Source organism: Streptomyces sp. NPDC055025, from assembly GCF_053608565.1.
In genome coordinates this window covers 21,522-39,832 of sequence record NZ_JBSGVS010000062.1, presented here as the reverse complement: position 1 = coordinate 39,832, position 18,311 = coordinate 21,522, and the positions used below count along the sequence as shown (strand labels likewise).

14 protein-coding genes are annotated in these 18,311 nt (G+C 72.7%); 11 read left to right on the top strand and 3 right to left on the bottom strand.

Annotation, left to right across the window (positions count from 1 at the left end):
• Window positions 1-78 precede the first annotated feature (78 nt).
• Window positions 79-2,223 (top strand): primosomal protein N', encoded by a 2,145-nt coding sequence (locus ACWGDX_RS30990; protein WP_453630922.1) that lies wholly within the window; start codon window positions 79-81, stop codon window positions 2,221-2,223.
• 198 nt (window positions 2,224-2,421) lie between these two features.
• Here the strand turns inward: ACWGDX_RS30990 and ACWGDX_RS30985 are convergent, their stop codons facing one another.
• Window positions 2,422-2,943 carry a hypothetical protein gene (locus ACWGDX_RS30985; RefSeq protein WP_453630920.1) on the bottom strand — a complete coding sequence of 174 codons (522 nt, stop codon included), beginning with the start codon at window positions 2,941-2,943 and terminating at the stop codon, window positions 2,422-2,424.
• Between the two features lie 239 nt (window positions 2,944-3,182).
• Between ACWGDX_RS30985 and fmt the strand changes: the two genes are divergently transcribed.
• The 9 genes from fmt to ACWGDX_RS30940 all read left to right on the top strand — a co-directional run bounded on the left by fmt (window position 3,183) and on the right by ACWGDX_RS30940 (window position 14,277).
• On the top strand, window positions 3,183-4,121 hold the full coding sequence (gene fmt / locus ACWGDX_RS30980; protein ID WP_453630918.1) for a methionyl-tRNA formyltransferase: 939 nt from the start codon (window positions 3,183-3,185) through the stop codon (window positions 4,119-4,121).
• Window positions 4,122-4,352: 231 nt separating this feature from the next.
• Window positions 4,353-5,786, top strand: a complete 1,434-nt coding sequence (locus tag ACWGDX_RS30975) for an RsmB/NOP family class I SAM-dependent RNA methyltransferase (protein WP_453630916.1) — start codon at window positions 4,353-4,355, stop codon at window positions 5,784-5,786.
• Between the two features lie 169 nt (window positions 5,787-5,955).
• Window positions 5,956-6,639 carry a ribulose-phosphate 3-epimerase gene (gene rpe, locus ACWGDX_RS30970; protein ID WP_453630915.1) on the top strand — a complete coding sequence of 228 codons (684 nt, stop codon included), beginning with the start codon at window positions 5,956-5,958 and terminating at the stop codon, window positions 6,637-6,639.
• 160 nt (window positions 6,640-6,799) lie between these two features.
• Window positions 6,800-7,813, top strand: a complete 1,014-nt coding sequence (locus ACWGDX_RS30965; protein ID WP_363084859.1) for a sugar-binding transcriptional regulator — start codon at window positions 6,800-6,802, stop codon at window positions 7,811-7,813.
• Window positions 7,814-8,069: 256 nt separating this feature from the next.
• Window positions 8,070-9,536, top strand: a complete 1,467-nt coding sequence (locus ACWGDX_RS30960) for a GuaB1 family IMP dehydrogenase-related protein (RefSeq protein WP_453630914.1) — start codon at window positions 8,070-8,072, stop codon at window positions 9,534-9,536.
• Between the two features lie 159 nt (window positions 9,537-9,695).
• On the top strand, window positions 9,696-10,598 hold the full coding sequence (locus ACWGDX_RS30955) for an RNA polymerase sigma factor SigF (protein ID WP_453630912.1): 903 nt from the start codon (window positions 9,696-9,698) through the stop codon (window positions 10,596-10,598).
• 296 nt (window positions 10,599-10,894) lie between these two features.
• Entirely contained in the window at window positions 10,895-11,392 is a 498-nt protein-coding gene (locus ACWGDX_RS30950; protein WP_382864180.1) for an Lrp/AsnC family transcriptional regulator, read from the top strand.
• Window positions 11,393-11,636: 244 nt separating this feature from the next.
• Window positions 11,637-12,476, top strand: coding sequence for a carbon-nitrogen hydrolase family protein (locus ACWGDX_RS30945; protein WP_453630910.1), 840 nt, complete (start codon window positions 11,637-11,639; stop codon window positions 12,474-12,476).
• Window positions 12,477-12,585: 109 nt separating this feature from the next.
• The gene (locus ACWGDX_RS30940) at window positions 12,586-14,277 is read left to right on the top strand and encodes a flavin monoamine oxidase family protein (RefSeq protein ID WP_453630908.1); all 1,692 of its coding nucleotides are present in this window, start codon (window positions 12,586-12,588) and stop codon (window positions 14,275-14,277) included.
• Between the two features lie 103 nt (window positions 14,278-14,380).
• Here ACWGDX_RS30940 and ACWGDX_RS30935 read toward each other — a convergent pair whose 3' ends face one another.
• Window positions 14,381-15,310 carry an LLM class F420-dependent oxidoreductase gene (locus tag ACWGDX_RS30935; RefSeq protein WP_453630906.1) on the bottom strand — a complete coding sequence of 310 codons (930 nt, stop codon included), beginning with the start codon at window positions 15,308-15,310 and terminating at the stop codon, window positions 14,381-14,383.
• Between the two features lie 376 nt (window positions 15,311-15,686).
• A complete protein-coding gene (locus ACWGDX_RS30930) occupies window positions 15,687-16,892 on the bottom strand; it encodes an MFS transporter (protein ID WP_453630904.1) in 1,206 nt (401 codons plus the stop codon).
• A gap of 139 nt (window positions 16,893-17,031) precedes the next feature.
• On the opposite strand from ACWGDX_RS30930, the gene ACWGDX_RS30925 reads away from it, so the two are divergent.
• Complete coding sequence (locus tag ACWGDX_RS30925) at window positions 17,032-18,276, top strand: ROK family transcriptional regulator (RefSeq protein WP_453630902.1); 1,245 nt, start codon at window positions 17,032-17,034, stop codon at window positions 18,274-18,276.
• Window positions 18,277-18,311: the final 35 nt, after the last annotated feature.

Sequence of the window (18,311 nt, the reverse complement as noted above, 5' to 3'; positions counted from 1 at the left end):
GCGGCACGGCTCCGTGCGCGTGGGGCGGGACGACCACAGAAGGTGGGAGTGTCGGTGGGGTCTGGTAGGTATGGAGCTGTGAGCAGCGATGACGGGCGGTCTCGGGATCCCGCCGGTGGTGGGCCTGAGCAGCTTGCGCTCATTCGGGAGAGTGTGCGGAAGGCGAAGGTGCCGCGGGCCAAGCCGCGGACGTGGCGGGGGGCCGCGCTGGCCGGTGGGTTGCCGGTGGCGCGGGTGGTGGTGAACAAGGGGGTGCTGCATCTCGACCAGTTCTTCGACTACGCCGTGCCGGAGGAGCTGGACGAGGTGGCGCGGCCGGGGGTGCGGGTGCGGGTGCGGTTCGGGGCCGGGGCGCATCAGGTGCGGGGCGGGCGGCGCGAGGGCGGGCGTCTGATCGACGGGTTCGTCGTCGAGCGGCGGGCCGACACCGACTACACGGGGCCGCTGGCCGCGCTGGCCGATGTGGTCTCGCCCGAGCCGGTGCTCAGCGCCGAGCTGCTCGGGCTCGCGCGGGCCGTGGCGGACCGGTACGCGGGAAGTCTCGCGGATGTCCTCCAGCTCGCGATCCCGCCGAGGAACGCGCGGGCCGAGTCGAAGCCGTCCCCCGAGCCGCTGCCGCCGCCGGCCGCGCCCGAGCCGGGGACATGGGAGCGGTACGACAACGGGGCGGCGTTCCTCGACGCGCTCGCCGGCGGCGGTGCGCCGCGTGCCGTATGGACCGCGCTGCCCGGACCGTACTGGGCGGACGAACTGGCACGCGCGGTGGCGGCGACGCTCGCCTCCGGGCGGGGCGCGCTCGTCGTCGTCCCGGACGGGCGGGTCGCCGCACGGGTCGACGCGGCGCTCACGGCACTGCTGGGCACCGGCCGGCACGCGCTGCTCACCGCCGAAGCGGGCCCCGAGAAGCGCTACCGCGAGTGGCTCGCGGTACGGCGCGGCGCCGTGCGCGCGGTCGTCGGGACCCGTGCCGCGATGTTCGCGCCGGTCCGGGATCTCGGGCTGGTGGCCATCTGGGACGACGGCGACGGCAGCCACAGCGAGCAGCACGCGCCCCAGCCGCACGCCCGCGAAGTCCTGCTGCTGCGCGCCGCGCACGACAAGTGCGGCTTCCTGCTGGGCGGTACGGGATGCACCGTCGAGGCGGCGCAGCTCGTCGGTACGGGCTGGGCGCTGCCGCTGACGGCCCCCCGGGAGCGGGTGCGTATCGCCGCGCCCCTCGTCCGTACCGTCGGCGACGGCGAACTGGCGCGGGACGAGGCGGCCCGCGCGGCCCGGTTGCCCAGCCTCGCCTGGCAGGCGGTCAGGGACGGGCTGAAGAGCGGCCCGGTGCTGGTGCAGGTGCCCCGACGCGGCTATGTACCCCGGCTGGCGTGCGAACGCTGCCGTACGCCCGCCCGATGCCGCCACTGCGCCGGACCGCTGGAGGCACCCCGGGAGCGGGAGCTGCGGTGCGCCTGGTGCGGCCGTGACGAACCGGGCTGGCACTGCGCGGAGTGCGGCGGTACGCGGTTGCGCGCGCAGATCGTAGGGGCGCGGCGGACGGCGGAGGAGCTGGGCCGGGCGTTTCCCGCCGTCCCCGTCCGTACGTCCGGCCGGGACCATGTCCTCGACTCCGTACCGGGCCGCCCCGCGCTCGTGGTCAGCACGCCGGGCGCCGAGCCGGTGGCCGAGGGCGGTTACGCGGCGGCGCTGCTGCTCGACGGCTGGGCGATGCTCGGACGGCCGGACCTGCGGGCGGGCGAGGAAGCCCTGCGCCGCTGGATACAGGCCGCCGCCCTGGTGCGCGGACAGAGCGAGGGCGGCACGGTCGTGGTCGTCGCCGAGCCCACCCTGCGGCCGGTGCAGGCGCTGGTGCGCTGGGATCCGGTGGGGCACGCGCGGCGTGAGCTGGCCGAGCGGGCCGAGCTGGGGTTCCCGCCGGTGTCGCGGATGGCGGCGGTGACGGGCCGGGCGGAGGCGGTGAGCACATTCCTGGCCGCGGCCGGGCTGCCGCAGGACGCCGAGGTGCTCGGCCCCGTACCGCTGCCGCCGACGGACCCGGGCAGACCGCGCAGGCAGGGCGATCCGCCGCCGGGGGAGCACTGGGAGCGAGCGCTGCTACGGGTACCACCGGGCAGCGGCGCGGCCCTGGCGGGAGCCCTGAAGTCGGCGCAGGCGGCCCGTCTAGCCCGGGGCGGCGGCGATCCCGTACGCGTAAGGATCGACCCCCCGGACATCGGCTGACCCGGACCCGGACCCGGCCGATCGCTTCCCGGCATCCGGGGCCCGGCACCCGGCACCCGGCCCTCCCGTACCCGGCCCCGGCACCCTGGGCCCGTCCCGCGACGGAAGGGACGCCGGCCGGCCCGGGGTCCGGGCCGGTCACACCGACGGACCGGGGCCGCGCCCCGGACCGTCGTCCGAGCGGCGCTCGTCGGCGGATCAGCCGCCGCGGGGGCCCGGGAAAGCCGGTGGACGGGGATCCTCGCGGAGGGCCTGCGTCGTCGCCGTCGGCTGCGGTGGCATCGAGCGGGCGGCCGGCACCGCCGGGACGGCGCTCGGCACCGTCACCGTCTCCTGCGCGCGGTCCGCGTCGCCCGCGCCCGGCTGCTGTGCGGCCCGGCGCGTGCCGTAACGGCGGTGCACCGCCTGCTTCGTGACCCCCAGCGCGGAGCCCACCGCGTCCCACGAGAATCCCAGCGAGCGGTCGAAGTCCACGGCCGCGGTCACCAGGGTCTCGACGCTGTCCCTCAGCTCCTGTGCCAGACGGACGGTCGGGGCGGGGGCCCTGCCGTAGACGACGAAGCCCGTGGACGGGCCCGAACGGCGCGGGCGGTAGACATTGCCCAACTGGGCGGTGAGGGTGCGCAGCGCGTCCACCTGCCGCCGGACCCGCTCGATGTCCCGCACCAACAGGTGGAGACTTGCACGGGCTTGTGCGTCGTGGGTTGCGTGGTCGGCCATGAACAAGCCTCTCGAACCGGCGTTGAAAAGGATCCGGGCCGCACCGGTGCGGCCCGCGTTGGTCAATCTCCCTTGACAACGCGCCACCCGGCGATGTGGTCACGCTGCGGGGGCGTGTGCGCATATGCGCGGGGCGCGCACACCGACGTACGCCCCCTGCGGCCCCCCGCCGTCGTGGCCCATAGACTGGTGCGTCGCTCGTCACCGTACGTATCAGCCCGAGAGGCAGTCAGCCACCGATGAAGCTCGTCTTCGCCGGCACCCCCGAGGTCGCCGTACCCGCCCTGGACGCACTCATCGCCTCCGACCGGCATGAGGTCGCCGCCGTCGTGACCCGGCCCGACGCGCCCGCGGGCCGCGGACGCAGGCTGGTCGCCAGCCCCGTCGCCCAGCGCGCGGAGGAGTCGGGCATCGAGGTGCTCAGGCCCGCCAGGCCACGGGACGAGGACTTTCTCGCGCGGCTGCGCGAGATCGGTCCCGACTGCTGCCCCGTCGTCGCGTACGGCGCCCTGCTGCCGAGGGTCGCCCTCGATGTGCCCGCCCACGGCTGGGTGAATCTGCACTTCTCGCTGCTGCCCGCCTGGCGCGGTGCCGCGCCCGTGCAGCACGCGGTCATGGCGGGCGACGAGATGACCGGTGCGGCCACCTTCCTGATCGAGGAGGGCCTGGACTCGGGACCGGTGTACGGCGTGCTCACCGAGCATGTACGGCCCACCGACACCAGCGGCGATCTGCTGACCAGACTGGCCTTCGCCGGCGCGGGACTGCTCGTCGCGACCATGGACGGCATCGAGGACGGCACGCTCAAGCCCGTGCCGCAGCCCGCCGAGGGCATCTCGCTCGCGCCCAAGATCAGCGTCGAGGACGCACAGGTGGAGTGGACCGCGCCCGCTCTCCGGGTCGACCGGGTCGTCCGCGCCTGCACTCCCGCGCCCGGCGCCTGGACCGTCTTCCGCGGGGAGCGGCTCAAGCTGATCCAGCTCGCGCTGCTGGCGGACCGTACGGAACTGGCGCCCGGGACCCTGGCCGCCGGCAAGAACAATGTGCACGTCGGCACCGGTTCGCACGATGTCGAGCTGCTCTGGGTCCAGCCGCAGGGCAAGAAGCCGATGCGCGCGGCCGACTGGGCACGCGGGGTACGGATCGCCCCGGGCGAACGGCTCGGCGCGGACCACTGACGCGCGGGCCGGTCAGGTGTGGCGCTTCGAAGAGCGGCCCGCCGGCGGGCGTCCCGCTCGGGCGTCCCTCTCTGTCGCGGGCGTCCCTCTCGGACGTCCCCGGCGGGCGTCGCGCCCCCGTCACGGCCCGCCGGGGCGGCCGGGTGTGCCGGGCGGCGGTACACGGTTCTTTCCGGCCACCGGGCAGCGCTTAGGCTGGTGGCGATCACCATCTCTCACCGCGGAGCACCTTTGAACGCGCAGGCCCCTCACCGTCCCGCCAAGCCGTACCGCCGCCCCAAGAAGGACCCCGTCCGGATCCTCGCCTTCGAGGCGCTCAGGGCCGTCGACGAGCGGGACGCGTACGCCAATCTCGTACTGCCCCCGCTGCTGAAGAAGGCCCGCGAGAACAGCGGCTTCGAGCCACGGGACGCCGCGCTCGCCACCGAGCTGGTGTACGGGACGCTGCGCCGCCAGGGCACGTACGACGCGATCATCTCGGCCTGTGTCGACCGGCCGCTGCGTGAGGTCGACCCACCGGTGCTCGATGTGCTCGCGCTCGGCGCGCACCAGCTTCTCGGTACGCGGATCCCGACCCACGCCGCGGTCTCCGCGAGCGTGGAACTGGCCCGGGTGGTGCTCGGCGACGGACGCGCGCGGTTCGTCAACGCGGTGCTGCGGAAGATCGCGCAGGACGATCTGGACACCTGGCTGGAGCGGGTCGCCCCGCCGTACGAGGAGGACGCGGAGGACCATCTCGCGGTCGTCCACTCGCACCCCCGCTGGGTGGTCTCGGCGCTCTGGGACGCGCTCGGCGGCGGTCGCGCGGGGATCGAGGACCTGCTCGAAGCCGACAACGAGCGGCCCGAGGTCACCCTGGTCGCCCGGCCCGGCCGCGCCTCCACCGAGGAACTGCTGACCGCGCTGGGCGAGGACGGCGCGCTCCCCGGCCGCTGGTCGCCGTATGCCGTACGGCTCAGCGAGGGCGGCGAACCGGGCGCGCTCGACGCCGTACGGGAGGGCCGGGCCGGTGTCCAGGACGAGGGCAGCCAGCTCGTCGCGGTCGCCGTCGCCGACGCACCGCTGGAGGGCCCCGACGCGCGCTGGCTCGACGGCTGCGCGGGACCCGGCGGCAAAGCTGCGCTGATGGCGGCGCTGGCAGCCGAACGCGGCGCGACCCTGGTCGCCGCCGAGAAGCAGCCGCACCGGGCCAGGCTCGTGGCACGCGCGCTCGCCGGGAACCCCGGCCCGTACCAGGTCGTCACCGCGGACGGCACCCGCCCGCCCTGGGTCCCCGGCTCCTTCGACCGGGTCCTGGTCGATGTCCCCTGCTCGGGCCTCGGCGCGCTGCGGCGCAGGCCGGAGGCGCGCTGGCGCCGTCGTCCGGAGGACCTGGAGGGCTTCGCGCCGCTCCAGCGCGGACTGCTGCGGGGAGCCTTCGACGCCGTACGGGTCGGTGGAGTCGTCGGGTACGTGACCTGCTCCCCGCATCCCGCGGAGACCAAGGCCGTCGTCGAGGACGTCCTCAGGGGGCGCGGCGGTCCGGCGGTGCGGGCCGAATGGATCGACGCCAGAGCGCTGATGCCGGGCGTACCGGCGCTCGGTGACGGCCCCGACGTCCAGCTCTGGCCGCATCTGCACGGGACGGACGCGATGTATCTGGCCCTGCTGCGCCGCACGGCCTGAGCGCACGGCACCGCGCCCTCGTACCGGTCTCCCGACCTCCGCTTCCGGCCTGCCGAGCGGCACCGAATCCGCCGCTTTGGGCGGACTGTGTCGCTCCCCTTCGGCATTGGTTCGCACAGAGGTACGCCGGGCGGTCAGGAAGTGGTCCGGAACATGGCAGGCTTGGCACATGGCCCAGATCAACCCCAGCATCCTGTCCGCCGACTTCGCCCGTCTCGCCGAGGAGGCGGCGGCGGTCGACGGCGCCGACTGGCTCCATGTCGATGTCATGGACAACCACTTCGTGCCCAATCTGACCCTGGGCGTACCGGTGGTCGAAGCGCTCGGCCGGGCGGCGGACACCCCGCTGGACTGCCATCTCATGATCGAGGACCCCGACCGCTGGGCACCCCAGTACGTCGAGGCGGGTGCGGGCTCCGTGACCTTCCATGTGGAGGCCGCGGCGGCTCCCGTACGGCTGGCGCGTGAGATCCGGGCCAAGGGGGCGCGGGCGTCCATGGCGCTGAAGCCCGCGACGCCCGTCGAGCCGTACGAGGATCTGCTCCCCGAGCTGGACATGCTGCTGATCATGACCGTGGAGCCGGGCTTCGGCGGTCAGGCCTTCCTGGACATCATGCTGCCCAAGATCCGCCGTACCCGGGAGCTGATCTCCAAGCACGGACTGGAGCTCTGGCTCCAGGTCGACGGAGGGGTCTCGGCGAGCACCATCGAGCGATGCGCCGAGGCCGGCGCCGATGTCTTCGTGGCGGGTTCCGCCGTATACGGAGCCGACGACCCGGCCGCGGCGGTACGGGCCCTGCGCGACCAGGCCGCCAAGACCATCTCCGCGGCCTCCTGGGCGTGCGGCCACTGAGCCGTCACGGAGCCGGGGACAACGGCCGGCTTGCCAGCCGTCCACTGAGCCACGGGAATATGAACGGGGCCCATTCGGGCCGATCAAGGATCGCTGGATCTGACAGGATGAACAGCGAGTCCAGAGTGCGCACAGCAGTGAGGAGATCGCGGTGTCTGCAATGTCGGCGGGTCGGTCCGCCCTGCGGATGGGACCCGCGGAGCTGGTGCAGGCGGCGGCCATGGCCCGTCGCTTCTACCTCGAGGGAAAGTCCAAGATCCAGATCGCCGAGGAGTTCGGCGTCAGCCGCTTCAAGGTGGCCCGGGTCCTGGAGACGGCGCTGGAGCGCGATCTCGTGAGGATCGAGATCCGCGTCCCCGCCGAGCTGGACGCGGAGCGTTCCGACGCGCTGCGCGCGCGGTACGGACTGCGGCACGCGGTGGTCGTCGAGTCGCCGGCGGACGGCGGGGACGAGTCGCCCGACCCGGAGAACCTCGGCGAGGTCGCGGCCGATCTGCTCGGCGAACTGGTGGTCGAGGGCGATGTGCTCGGGCTGGCCTGGGGCCGGTCCACCATCCATATGGCGGCGGCGCTCGACCGGCTGCCGCCCTGTACGGTCGTCCAGCTCACCGGGGTGTACGACGCGGGCACCGCCGAGCGCGGCTCGGTCGAGGCGGTACGGCGCGCCGCCCAGGTGTCCGGGGGCGAGGCCCACCCCATCTACGCCCCGATGCTGCTGCCCGACCCGGCGACCGCCGCCGCGCTGCGCAGCCAGACCGGTATCGCGCGCGCCTTCGAGTACTTCGACAAGGTCACCGTCGCCGCCGTCTCCATCGGCTCGTGGGAGCCGGGCATCTCCGCGGTGCACGACATGCTCACCGACGAGGAGCGCTCCCACTACGCCTCGCTCGGTGTCGCCGCCGAGATGTCCGCGCATCTCTTCGACGCGGAGGGCCGCCGGGTCGGCCGCGACCTGGGCGAGCGGTGCATCACGGTCGAGGCCGAGCGGCTGCGCCGTATCCCGGAGGTCGTGGCGATCGCGGGCGGGCTGCGCAAGGGCGAGGCGATCGGCGCGGTTCTCAGATCCGGGCTGGTCACGAGCCTGGTGACCGACACCGCGGCGGCGGACTTCCTGCTGACCGAGTTCGAACCGGCGCCGCGTCCCGCGCTGGAGCGGTGCGACCCGGACGAGTGACCGGCGGACGGCTCATCGCGGGCGGTCCATCGCGGGCGGTCCACCGCCGGCGACCGGCCGCGCCGTGCCGGGCGCGGGGCACACGGTAAGCTCCTGGGGTAAGGCAGGTACCACTTCCTGGCCTCGGAGCCCCCGTACCTCCTCCGTACCTTCCTCCCGGAGGAATCCCTCCTGGAGGAGCAGACGAACGCGGGGGCCTTTTGCTGCGCCTTCGTGGAGACGACCTGCGCTGTCTTCCACGGAAAATGTGAGAGCTATGCGTTTCCTCGAACCGGGTACCGGTCGCCATGTGGAGAGTGCTCCGGTTCCCTACGACCTGACCTACGACGATGTCTTCATGGTGCCGAGCCGCTCGGCCGTCGGCTCCCGTCAGGACGTGGACCTCTCCGCCCAGGACGGCACGGGCACCACCATCCCCCTCGTCGTCGCCAATATGACGGCCATCGCGGGCCGTCGGATGGCCGAGACCGTCGCCCGGCGCGGCGGACTGGTCGTCATTCCCCAGGACATCCCGATCGAGGTCGTCACCGAGGTCATCTCCTGGGTCAAGACGCGCCATCTCGTACTCGACACCCCGATCGTGCTGGCCCCCACCCAGACCGTCGGCGACGCGCTGTCCCTGCTGCCCAAGCGGGCCCATGGCGCGGGTGTCGTGGTCGACGGTGACCACCGGCCCGTCGGGATCGTCACCGAGCACGATCTGACCGGGGTCGACCGTTTCACCCAGCTCTCCGAGGCCATGTCGAAGGATCTGCTGCTGATCTCCGCGGACATGGATCCGCGCGAGGCGTTCACCACCCTCGACAACGCCAATCGCAAGCTCGCCCCGGCCGTCGACGCCGAAGGCGGTCTGGTCGGCATCCTGACCCGCAAGGGCGCTCTCCGCGCGACCCTCTACACGCCGGCCACCGATGCCGGGGGCAGGCTGCGGATCGCCGCCGCCGTCGGTATCAACGGGGATGTCGCGGGCAAGGCGGCCCAGCTGCTCGACGCGGGTGTGGACACACTCGTCGTCGACACCGCGCACGGGCACCAGGAGTCGATGATCGCGGCCGTCAGGGCGGTCCGCGCGCTCGGCCCGGCGGTGCCGGTCGTCGCGGGCAATGTCGTCGCCGCCGAAGGCGTACGCGATCTGATCGAGGCCGGCGCGGACATCGTCAAGGTCGGTGTCGGCCCCGGCGCGATGTGCACCACGCGCATGATGACCGGGGTCGGCCGGCCGCAGTTCTCGGCCGTCAGGGAGTGCGCGGCGGAGGCGAGGAAGTCCGGCAGGCACGTATGGGCCGACGGCGGGGTCCGGCACCCGCGCGATGTCGCCATGGCGCTCGCCGCCGGCGCCTCCAACGTCATGATCGGCTCCTGGTTCGCCGGTACGTACGAGTCCCCCGGCGATCTCCAGCAGGCCGCCGACGGACGGCTGTACAAGGAATCCTTCGGTATGGCCTCGGCCCGCGCCGTACGGAACCGTACGAGCGAGGAGTCGGCGTACGACCGGGCCCGCAAGGGGCTCTTCGAGGAGGGCATCTCCACCTCCCGGATGTTCCTCGACCCGTCGCGGCCCGGTGTCGAGGACCTGATCGACTCGATCATCGCGGGGGTCCGCTCGTCCTGCACCTACGCCGGGGCCAACTCCCTGGAGGAGTTCGCGGAGAAGGCGATCGTCGGCGTCCAGAGCGCCGCCGGATACGCCGAGGGCAAGCCGCTGCACGCCAGTTGGACCTAGGGTCTTCCGGTCGGTTCGCCCCGGCCGCGCGGTGGGGTGAACCGGCCGGCGGCCGGCGGTGGTTCACATCCGATCGCGATTGTTCCGCATCGGTACGCATGAGTGTGTGGGCACCGGGTACACGCGCTACGCACTGACCACGGAGCAGGGGAGGACGATGTGTCCACGGCGAGCACGGTCCCGACCGACAGCACGCAGTATGTGAGCCGGCAACACGCGGACGCGTATGTGAGCCGGCCACACGCGGATGCGGCGGAGCTGGACCTTCCTTACGTGGAGTGCCCGGCGGACGTCGCGCCCAAGGACGCCCGGGAGATCTCAAGGCTCTTCTTCGCCCGCCTCACCGAGGTGGAGGAAGGCACGCACGAGTACCAGTACGTACGCAACACCCTGATCGAGCTGAACCTCGCGCTGGTGCGGTACGCGGCCACCCGGTTCCGGAACCGCTCGGACCAGATGGAGGACATCGTCCAGGTCGGCACCATCGGTCTGATCAAGGCGATCGACCGGTTCGAGCTGAGCCGTGAGGTGGAGTTCGCGACGTTCGCCGTCCCGTACATCGTCGGTGAGATCAAGCGCTTCTTCCGGGACACGAGCTGGGCCGTGCATGTCCCGCGCCGGCTCCAGGAGCTGCGGATCGATCTGGCCAAGGCGACCGACGAGCTCTCCCAGCGGCTCGACCACGCGCCGACCACGGCCGAACTGGCCGAGCATCTCGGTCTGGACGAGGAAGAGGTCATCGAGGGCGTCGTCGCGGGCAACGGCTACACGGCGGGCTCGATCGACATGCCGACGGACGACGCGGGCGGGGCGTCGGTGCCGCTCTCCGACCGGCTCGGCGCGCCCGACACCGGGCTGGAGACGGCGGAGAACGTCCAGGCGCTCAAGCCGCTCCTCGCGGAGCTGGACGAGCGGGAGCGGCGGATCCTCCAGATGCGCTTCGGCGACGAGATGACCCAGTCGGAGATCGGCGCGGAGCTGGGCGTCTCCCAGATGCACGTGTCCCGTCTGCTGTCACGGATCACGGGGCGGCTCAGGGCGGGGCTGCTGGCGGTGGAGTGATCCGCGCGGGGTCTCCCGGAGCATCGGCCCGTGGCCTGGCGTGGCATGGCGTGGTGACCGGTTGTCCGGCGGCCGGGGGTGACCGGTCGTCCGGTGACCGCGGGGAGTGGGGTGGAACACGGAGGGGGCGTACCGCGGTCGCGGTACGCCCCCTGCGTCGTCCGTACGAGCCGGACCGGGCCCGATGGCATCCGGTCCGTGGACGGCCGGGCCCGTGTTCTACTTCCGGTACGGCTCCGCCCCCGGCGGACTCCGCCCTCCCCGACCGGTCATCGCAGAGAAGTGAACCACCAGCCGTGCGACTCAATGATCTCGACGAACGCATCGTCCACGCCCTCGCGGAGGACGCCCGCCGCTCCTACGCCGACATCGGCTCGCTCGTCGGGCTGTCCGCCCCCGCCGTGAAGCGCCGGGTCGACCGGCTGCGGGCCGGGGGAGCGATCACCGGGTTCACGGTACGGGTGGACCCGGCGGCGCTGGGGTGGCGGACCGAGGGCTTCATCGAGATCTACTGCCGGCGCAACACCTCGCCCGACGCGATCCACCGGGGTCTGGAGCGGCTGCCCGAGGTGGTGTCGGCGTCCACGGTCACCGGTGACGCGGACGCGATCGCCCAGGTCTTCGCGGCCGATATGCGCCACTTCGAGCAGGTGCTCGAACGGATCGCGGGTGAGCCGTATGTCGAGCGCACGAAGTCGGTGCTCGTGCTGTCCCCGCTGCTGAGGCGCTACTCCTCGGGCTCGCCCGCACGGACCGGAGCGGCACCCGGCCGGACCGGACCGGCCGGGGCCTGAGAGCCTCCGCCCCGGCTCCCGCCGGCCGGACATCGCCCTGGGACCTGGCCGGACATCGTGAGGACATGCCGGGGACGCGCCCCGGAAACCCGGCGCAACGAATCGCCGGAGGGGCGGGAGATCGCGCAACGGATCGGTGGTCCGCGCGCAACGGTCGTGTCTTGTCCGGGCCGACGGCCGGACCGTACGGTCATTGCGTCCCCCGCGATCCGGGGAAACCCCTTCGTACCGTCCGAGGTCACCCATGCCGTCGCTGCGTACCGCCCTGCTCCAGACCTCCGGCCGGCCGGGCTCCGTCGCCGGGAATCTCGCGGTGCTGGACGAGGCCGCGGGCCGTGCCGCGGACGCCGGTGCCGGGCTGTTGGTCTGTCCCGAGATGTTTCTGACCGGCTATGCGATCGGTGACGCGGTGCCCCGGCTGGCCGAGTCGGCCGACGGCCCGGGGGCCATGGCCGTCGCGGAGATCGCCGGGCGCCATGGGCTCGCGGTGCTGTACGGCTACCCCGAGCGGGACGAGGCCCCGGAAGGGACCGAGGGCGGTGGGCGGATCTTCAATGCCGCGCAGCTCGTCGGCCCCGACGGAGCGCGGCTCGCGAACTACCGCAAGACCCATCTCTTCGGTGATTTCGAGCGGAAGTGGTTCACGCCCGGAGAGCACCCCGTCATCCAGGCCGAGCTGGCAGGGCTGCGGCTCGGTGTCCTGATCTGCTACGACGTCGAGTTCCCGGAGAACGTCCGGGCGCACGCGCTCGCGGGCACCGATCTGCTGCTGGTACCGACCGCCGTGATGCACCCGTTCCAGTTCGTCGCCGAATCCCTGGTGCCGGTCCGCGCCTTCGAGAACCAGATGTATGTCGCCTATGTGAACAGGACGGGTGAGGAAGGCGAGTTCGAGTTCATCGGGCTGAGCTGTCTCGCCGGTCCCGACGGTGCGACCCGGGCGCGTGCCGGACGGGGTGAGGAACTGCTCGTCGGCGAGGTCGACCAGGAGCTTCTGAGCGCCTCGCGCGAGGCCAATCCGTATCTGCGCGACCGCCGCCCCGGTCTGTACGCCTCACTGGTCCGCCCCCCGGGCCCGGTCTGACCCCAGGAGCCCGGCCCGCCCCCCGGGCCCAGGCTCTCCGCCCGTCCCGTCCCGTCCTGTTTCGCCGCCGTTCCGTTCCGCCGTACGTACCGCAAGGAGCCCGCACCCCATGACGTCCACGGTGCCCACCGCCGTCCAGCACACCGAGGCGCGGCCGCCGATCACCATGTTCGGGCCGGACTTCCCGTACGCGTACGACGACTTCCTGGCGCATCCCGCCGGACTCGGCCAGATACCCGCGGCCGAGCACGGCGCCGAGGTCGCCGTCATCGGCGGCGGGCTCTCCGGCATCGTCGCCGCGTACGAGCTGATGAAGATGGGCCTCAAGCCCGTCGTGTACGAGGCCGACCGGATCGGCGGACGGCTGCGTACGGTCGGCTTCGAGGGATGCGACCCCGAACTGACCGCGGAGATGGGCGCGATGCGCTTCCCGCCCTCCTCCACCGCGCTCCAGCACTACATCGATCTGGTGGGACTGGAGACCCGCCCGTTCCCCAACCCGCTGGCCCCCGGGACCCCGTCGACCGTCGTCGATCTCAAGGGCGAGTCCCACTACGCGAGAACCGTCGACGATCTGCCGGGGGTGTACCGCGAGGTGATGGACGCCTGGAACACCTGTCTGGAGGAGGGCGCGGACTTCTCCGGCATGAACCGCGCCCTGCGCGAGCGCGACATCCCGCGCATCCGCGAGATCTGGTCGCGGCTCGTCGAGAAACTCGACAACCAGACCTTCTACGGCTTCCTCTGCGACTCCCCGTCCTTCAAGTCCTTCCGCCACCGGGAGATCTTCGGCCAGGTCGGATTCGGGACCGGCGGCTGGGACACCGACTTCCCCAACTCCATCCTGGAGATCCTCCGGGTCGTCTACACGGAGGCCGACGACCACCACCGTTCGATCGTGGGCGGCAGCCAGCAGTTGCCGCTGCGGCTCTGGGCGCGCGAGCCGGTGAAGATCACGCACTGGCGGGCCGGGACCTCGCTCTCCTCGCTGCACGGCGGCGCGCCGCTGCCCGCGGTGGTACGGCTGCACCGTACGGCCGGCGACCGGATCACCGTCACGGACGCCTCGGGCGGGATCCGTACCTACCGCGCCGCGGTCTTCACCGCCCAGTCGTGGCTGCTGCTCTCCAAGATCGCCTGTGACGAGTCGCTGTTCCCGATCGACCACTGGACGGCGATGGAGCGCACCCACTACATGGAGTCGTCCAAGCTGTTCGTGCCGGTGGACCGGCCGTTCTGGCGGGACAAGGACGCCGGAACGGGACGTGACGTCATGTCGATGACGCTCACCGACCGGATGACCCGGGGCACCTATCTGCTGGACGACGGCCCGGACCGGCCCGCCGTCATCTGTCTCTCGTACACCTGGTGCGACGACAGCCTCAAGTGGCTCCCGCTCTCCGCCGGTGAGCGGATGGAGGTCATGCTCAACTCGCTGCGGGAGATCTATCCAGGGGTCGACATCCGCCGGCACATCATCGGCAGTCCGGTGACGGTGTCCTGGGAGAACGAGCCGTACTTCATGGGCGCGTTCAAGGCCAATCTGCCCGGTCACTACCGCTATCAGCGGCGGCTGTTCACGCACTTCATGCAGGACCGGCTGCCCGAGGACAAGCGGGGCGTCTTCCTGGCGGGGGACGACATCTCATGGACGGCGGGCTGGGCCGAGGGCGCCGTGCAGACGGCGCTCAACGCGGTGTGGGGAGTGATGCACCACTTCGGGGGCGCGACGGACGCGACCAACCCCGGGCCGGGCGATGTGTACGACGACATCGCGCCGGTCGAGCTGCCGGAGGACTGACGGGACAGGCGGTCGAGCCGCCGGAGGACTTGACGGGACAGGCGGCGCGCGGGTCCCGGGCCGGGACACCGTACGCCGCCGGTCCGGGACACGGTACGTACGGTCAGACGCCCGCGGCGCGCGCCGCCTCGTACACCTCGGTCGCCACATCCACCAGCTCCGCCGCGTCCCGCGTCGTGGTCTGGAGATCCAGCAGGAACTCCGGCACACCCGTCTCCGCGTGCGCCGCCAGGTCCTCGACGATCTGCGCCACGCTGCCCTGGAAGGCGCGGCGGTCACCGCCCTCGTACGGCTTCGGACTGTACTGCGCGTTGACGCGCGCGCAGACGTCGATCGGGCGTTCGCGACCGCTCTCGGCCGCCGCGTCCCGCAGCTTCCGCCACTGATCGGCGAGCTGCTCCGCGCCCATGGCGACGGGAATCCAGCCGTCCGCCCGCTCCACGAGCCGGCGCGTGGCACGCCCGCTGTTCGCGGGGAGGTAGACCGGGATGGGCCGGGCCGGCTTGGGGCCGACCTCGGACGGGGCGATGGTGGTCAGCTCGCCCTCGTACGAGACGGGGTCGGGACCCCAGACGGCCGCGCACACGTCGAGCAGCTCGTCCAGGACCGCGCCGCGCTTCTCGAACGGGGCGACGGAGGCCGCGGCGTACTCGTCGAGCGACCAGCCCGTGCCGAGGCCCGCGACCACCCGGCCGCCGCTCGCGGCGTCCAGCGAGGCGAGCGAACGGGCGAGCTGGAACGGGATGTGCAGCGGCGCGACCAGCACACTGGTGCCGAGCCGGGCCCGCTCGCTGGCCGCGGCGGCCAGGGTGAGCGTCACCAGCGGATCGGCGACACCGCGGTACTCGTCGGGCCAGGGCAGCCCAGGGATGTTGTACAGCCCCTGGGTGGCGGGCTCGGGGAAGAGGACGCGCTCGAAGACCCACAGGCTCTCGTATCCCGTCTGCTCCGCGGCGCGTGCCACGGTGGCCACATCGGGACCCAGGTCGTACTGCTTCATCTGCGGAAGTCCGAGACCGAGTTTGACCGGCATGGGTGCACTCCTTTGTGCGGACGGTGACGTTCCAACCACCGTATGACACAGGCTCGTTGATGGCTCAACATTTGGCGGCTCCACGTACTTCATTCGCGCCACGCGCGGAGAATGTACGCATATGACCATTCTATGGAACGGCCGCGAGCGTATCCGTGCGACCTCTGTGCCGTCCGGGCGGAGGGTTCCCCTTCATGAATCCTGTGCGCGTCATTGTGGGGACTGTTGGCCCACAACCCCTGGGGCTGCCCGTACGTCCGGCGTGACGGCGAGCGCAACCCCGGGGTCGACACCGGGACCGCCGTCCTCGATCGCCGGACGGGCTGGGTTCCGGCCCGCGGCCGGCTCCCGCACCACGACCCTGGCCGGGAGGCGCCTACCCCGGAGGCGCCACCGGCCGCGCCGTCGCCTCCGCTCCGACCCGGTCCCCCGTGCGCAGCACCCCCGCCCCCACCATCAGCCCGCACGCCAGCAGCGTCACCAGCCCGAACGACACCACCAGCGATGTCGCGTCGGCGACCGCGCCGATCGCCGAGGGCGCGATCAGCCCCGAGGTGTAGGTGATGGTCGCGACCCCCGCGATGGCCTGGCTCGGATTCGGCCCCGCACGCCCCGCCGCCGCGAAGGCGAGCGGTACGACCACCGCCACACCCAGCCCGAGCAGCCCGAAGCCGGCCATGGCGAGCGCCGGATGGGGCGCGACGACGACCAGCACCCCGCCCGCCGCGGCCAGCACCCCGCCCGTCCGCACCGTCCGCACGGCGCCGAACCGGTCGATCACCTTGTCGCCCGCGAGCCGCGCGATGGCCATGGTCAGGGCGAACGCCGTGGTCGAGGCCGCCGCGAGACCGGGCGAGGTGTCCAGCACGTCGCGCAGATAGACCGCCGACCAGTCCATGCTCGCGCCCTCCGCGAAGACCGCGCAGAACCCCACCGCCCCGATGACCACCGCGGACTTCGGCGGCAGCGCGAACCGCGGCGGCGGCTCCTCGTCGGGTGCGCTCCGCAGATCCAGTACGCCCTGGCAGAAGACCAGGCCCAGTGCGGTGAGCACGCCCGCGGCCAGGAGATGGTGGAGCCGCGCGTCGGTGCCGACATGCGCGGCGAGGGTGCCGGCGGCCGAGCCGATCAGGGCGCCCGCGCTCCACATCCCGTGCAGACCGGACATGATCGACTTGTCGAGACGGTTCTCGATCTCCACCCCGAGCGCGTTCATCGCCACGTCCGACATGCCCGCGGTCGCGCCGAAGACGAACAGCGTGGCGCACAGGGTGACCAGATCGGGCGCGAGCGCCGGCAGGGTCAGCGCCAGGGTCCACAGCGCGAGCAGTCCGCGCAGCGCGGTGCGCGCCCCGAAGCGATGGCTGACCGTACCCGCCAGGGGCATCGCGACCGAGGCGCCGATCGCGGGAAAGGCGAGCGCGAGACCGAGCTGCCCCGCGCTGACCCCCGCGTGGTCCTGGATCCAGGGGATACGGGTGGCGAAGCTGCCGGTGACCGCCCCGTGCACACAGAAGACGGCGGCGACGGCGAACCGCGCGCGCCGCAAACTCCGTTTGTCGTAGACCACTTCAGCCGACATCCTGTCCTGCCCTCTCCTGCGAGGTGCCGTCCTCCGACGCACCGCGGACACACCCGTACGTGGTGCCGCAGTAAACTATCAGGAACCCTGCCTGATAAATAGAGAATTTAGGGTCCCCGCGATCTGGAAGGATTCCGGCATGGCCGCATCCCCGAGCACCGCACGGGCCATCAACGACCGGCTCGCCCTGCGACTGCTCCAGCAGGAAGGCCCGTTGACGGCAGGACAGCTCAAGACGCTGACCGGACTCTCCCGTCCCACCGTCGCCGACCTGGTGGAACGGCTCCAGGACTCGGGGCTGGTCCGGGTCGTCGGAGAGAGCGGCGACCGGCGCCGCGGCCCCAACGCGCGGCTGTACGGGATCGTCGCCGATCTGGCCCATCTCGCGGCCCTCGACGTACGGACGCACAGCGTCTCCGTCGTCGTCGCGGATCTGCTCGGCGCGACCCTCGCCGAGGCCGTCCTGCCCATCGGCAGCGACACGGCCACGGAGGCCGCCGTCGAACGGGCGGCGGCGCTGCTGGAACGTACGGCCGAGGAGGCCGGTGCGGTACCGCTGCACAGCGTGGGCATCGGCGCGCCCGGCCTGGTCGCCCCGGGCACCGGCGAGCTGCGTGACACCACCGGACTGCCCGCCTGGCACCGGAGGCTTGTCGCCGCGCTCCATGAGCGGCTGCCGGCCACCGTCCTGGTGGAGAACGAGACCAACCTCGCCGCGCTCGCGGAACAGCGTCTCGGCGCGGCCCGGGGCCAGGACACCTTCGTACTGCTCTGGCTGGGGCACGGCGTGGGCGCGGCTGTCGTGCTCGACGGCAAGCTGCGCCGGGGCGCCTCGGGCGGTGCGGGCGAGATCGGCTTCCTGCCCGTGCCGGGCACCTCGCGGCTGCCGTCCGCGCTCGGCTGCGACGGCGGCTTCCACACCCTGGTGAGCTCGGCGGGCATCGGGGAACTCGCCGAGGAGTACGGCATCTCGGCGGTCGCCGCGGCGCAGGAACCGCCCGCCGCGGCCCTCGTACGCGCGGCCGTCGGGGCGGAGAGCGCGGCGCGGGGTGCCGCGGGGGGCACGGCGGGGGAGGTGGCCGCGTCCGCGCCGAAGGACAAGGCCGTCGACGCGTTCCTCGGGGTGCTCGCCGACCGGCTGGCCATCGGCGCGGCGGCGGTCAGCGCGGTGCTCGACCCCGGCCGGATCGTCCTGGCGGGCGAGGTAGGCCACGCGGGCGGCGCGGCACTGGCCGCCCGGGTGGAGGCCCGGCTGGCCGCGATGTCCCCGCTGCGCACGGAGGTCAGAGCCGGGACCCTGGGCGGCACGGCCGTTCTGCGGGGCGCCCTGCTGACGGCACGTGACGCGGCCCAGGACGACCTGTTCGCCCCGGAACCGAACTGACCGGCCGAACTGACCGGCCGAACTGACCGGCCGAA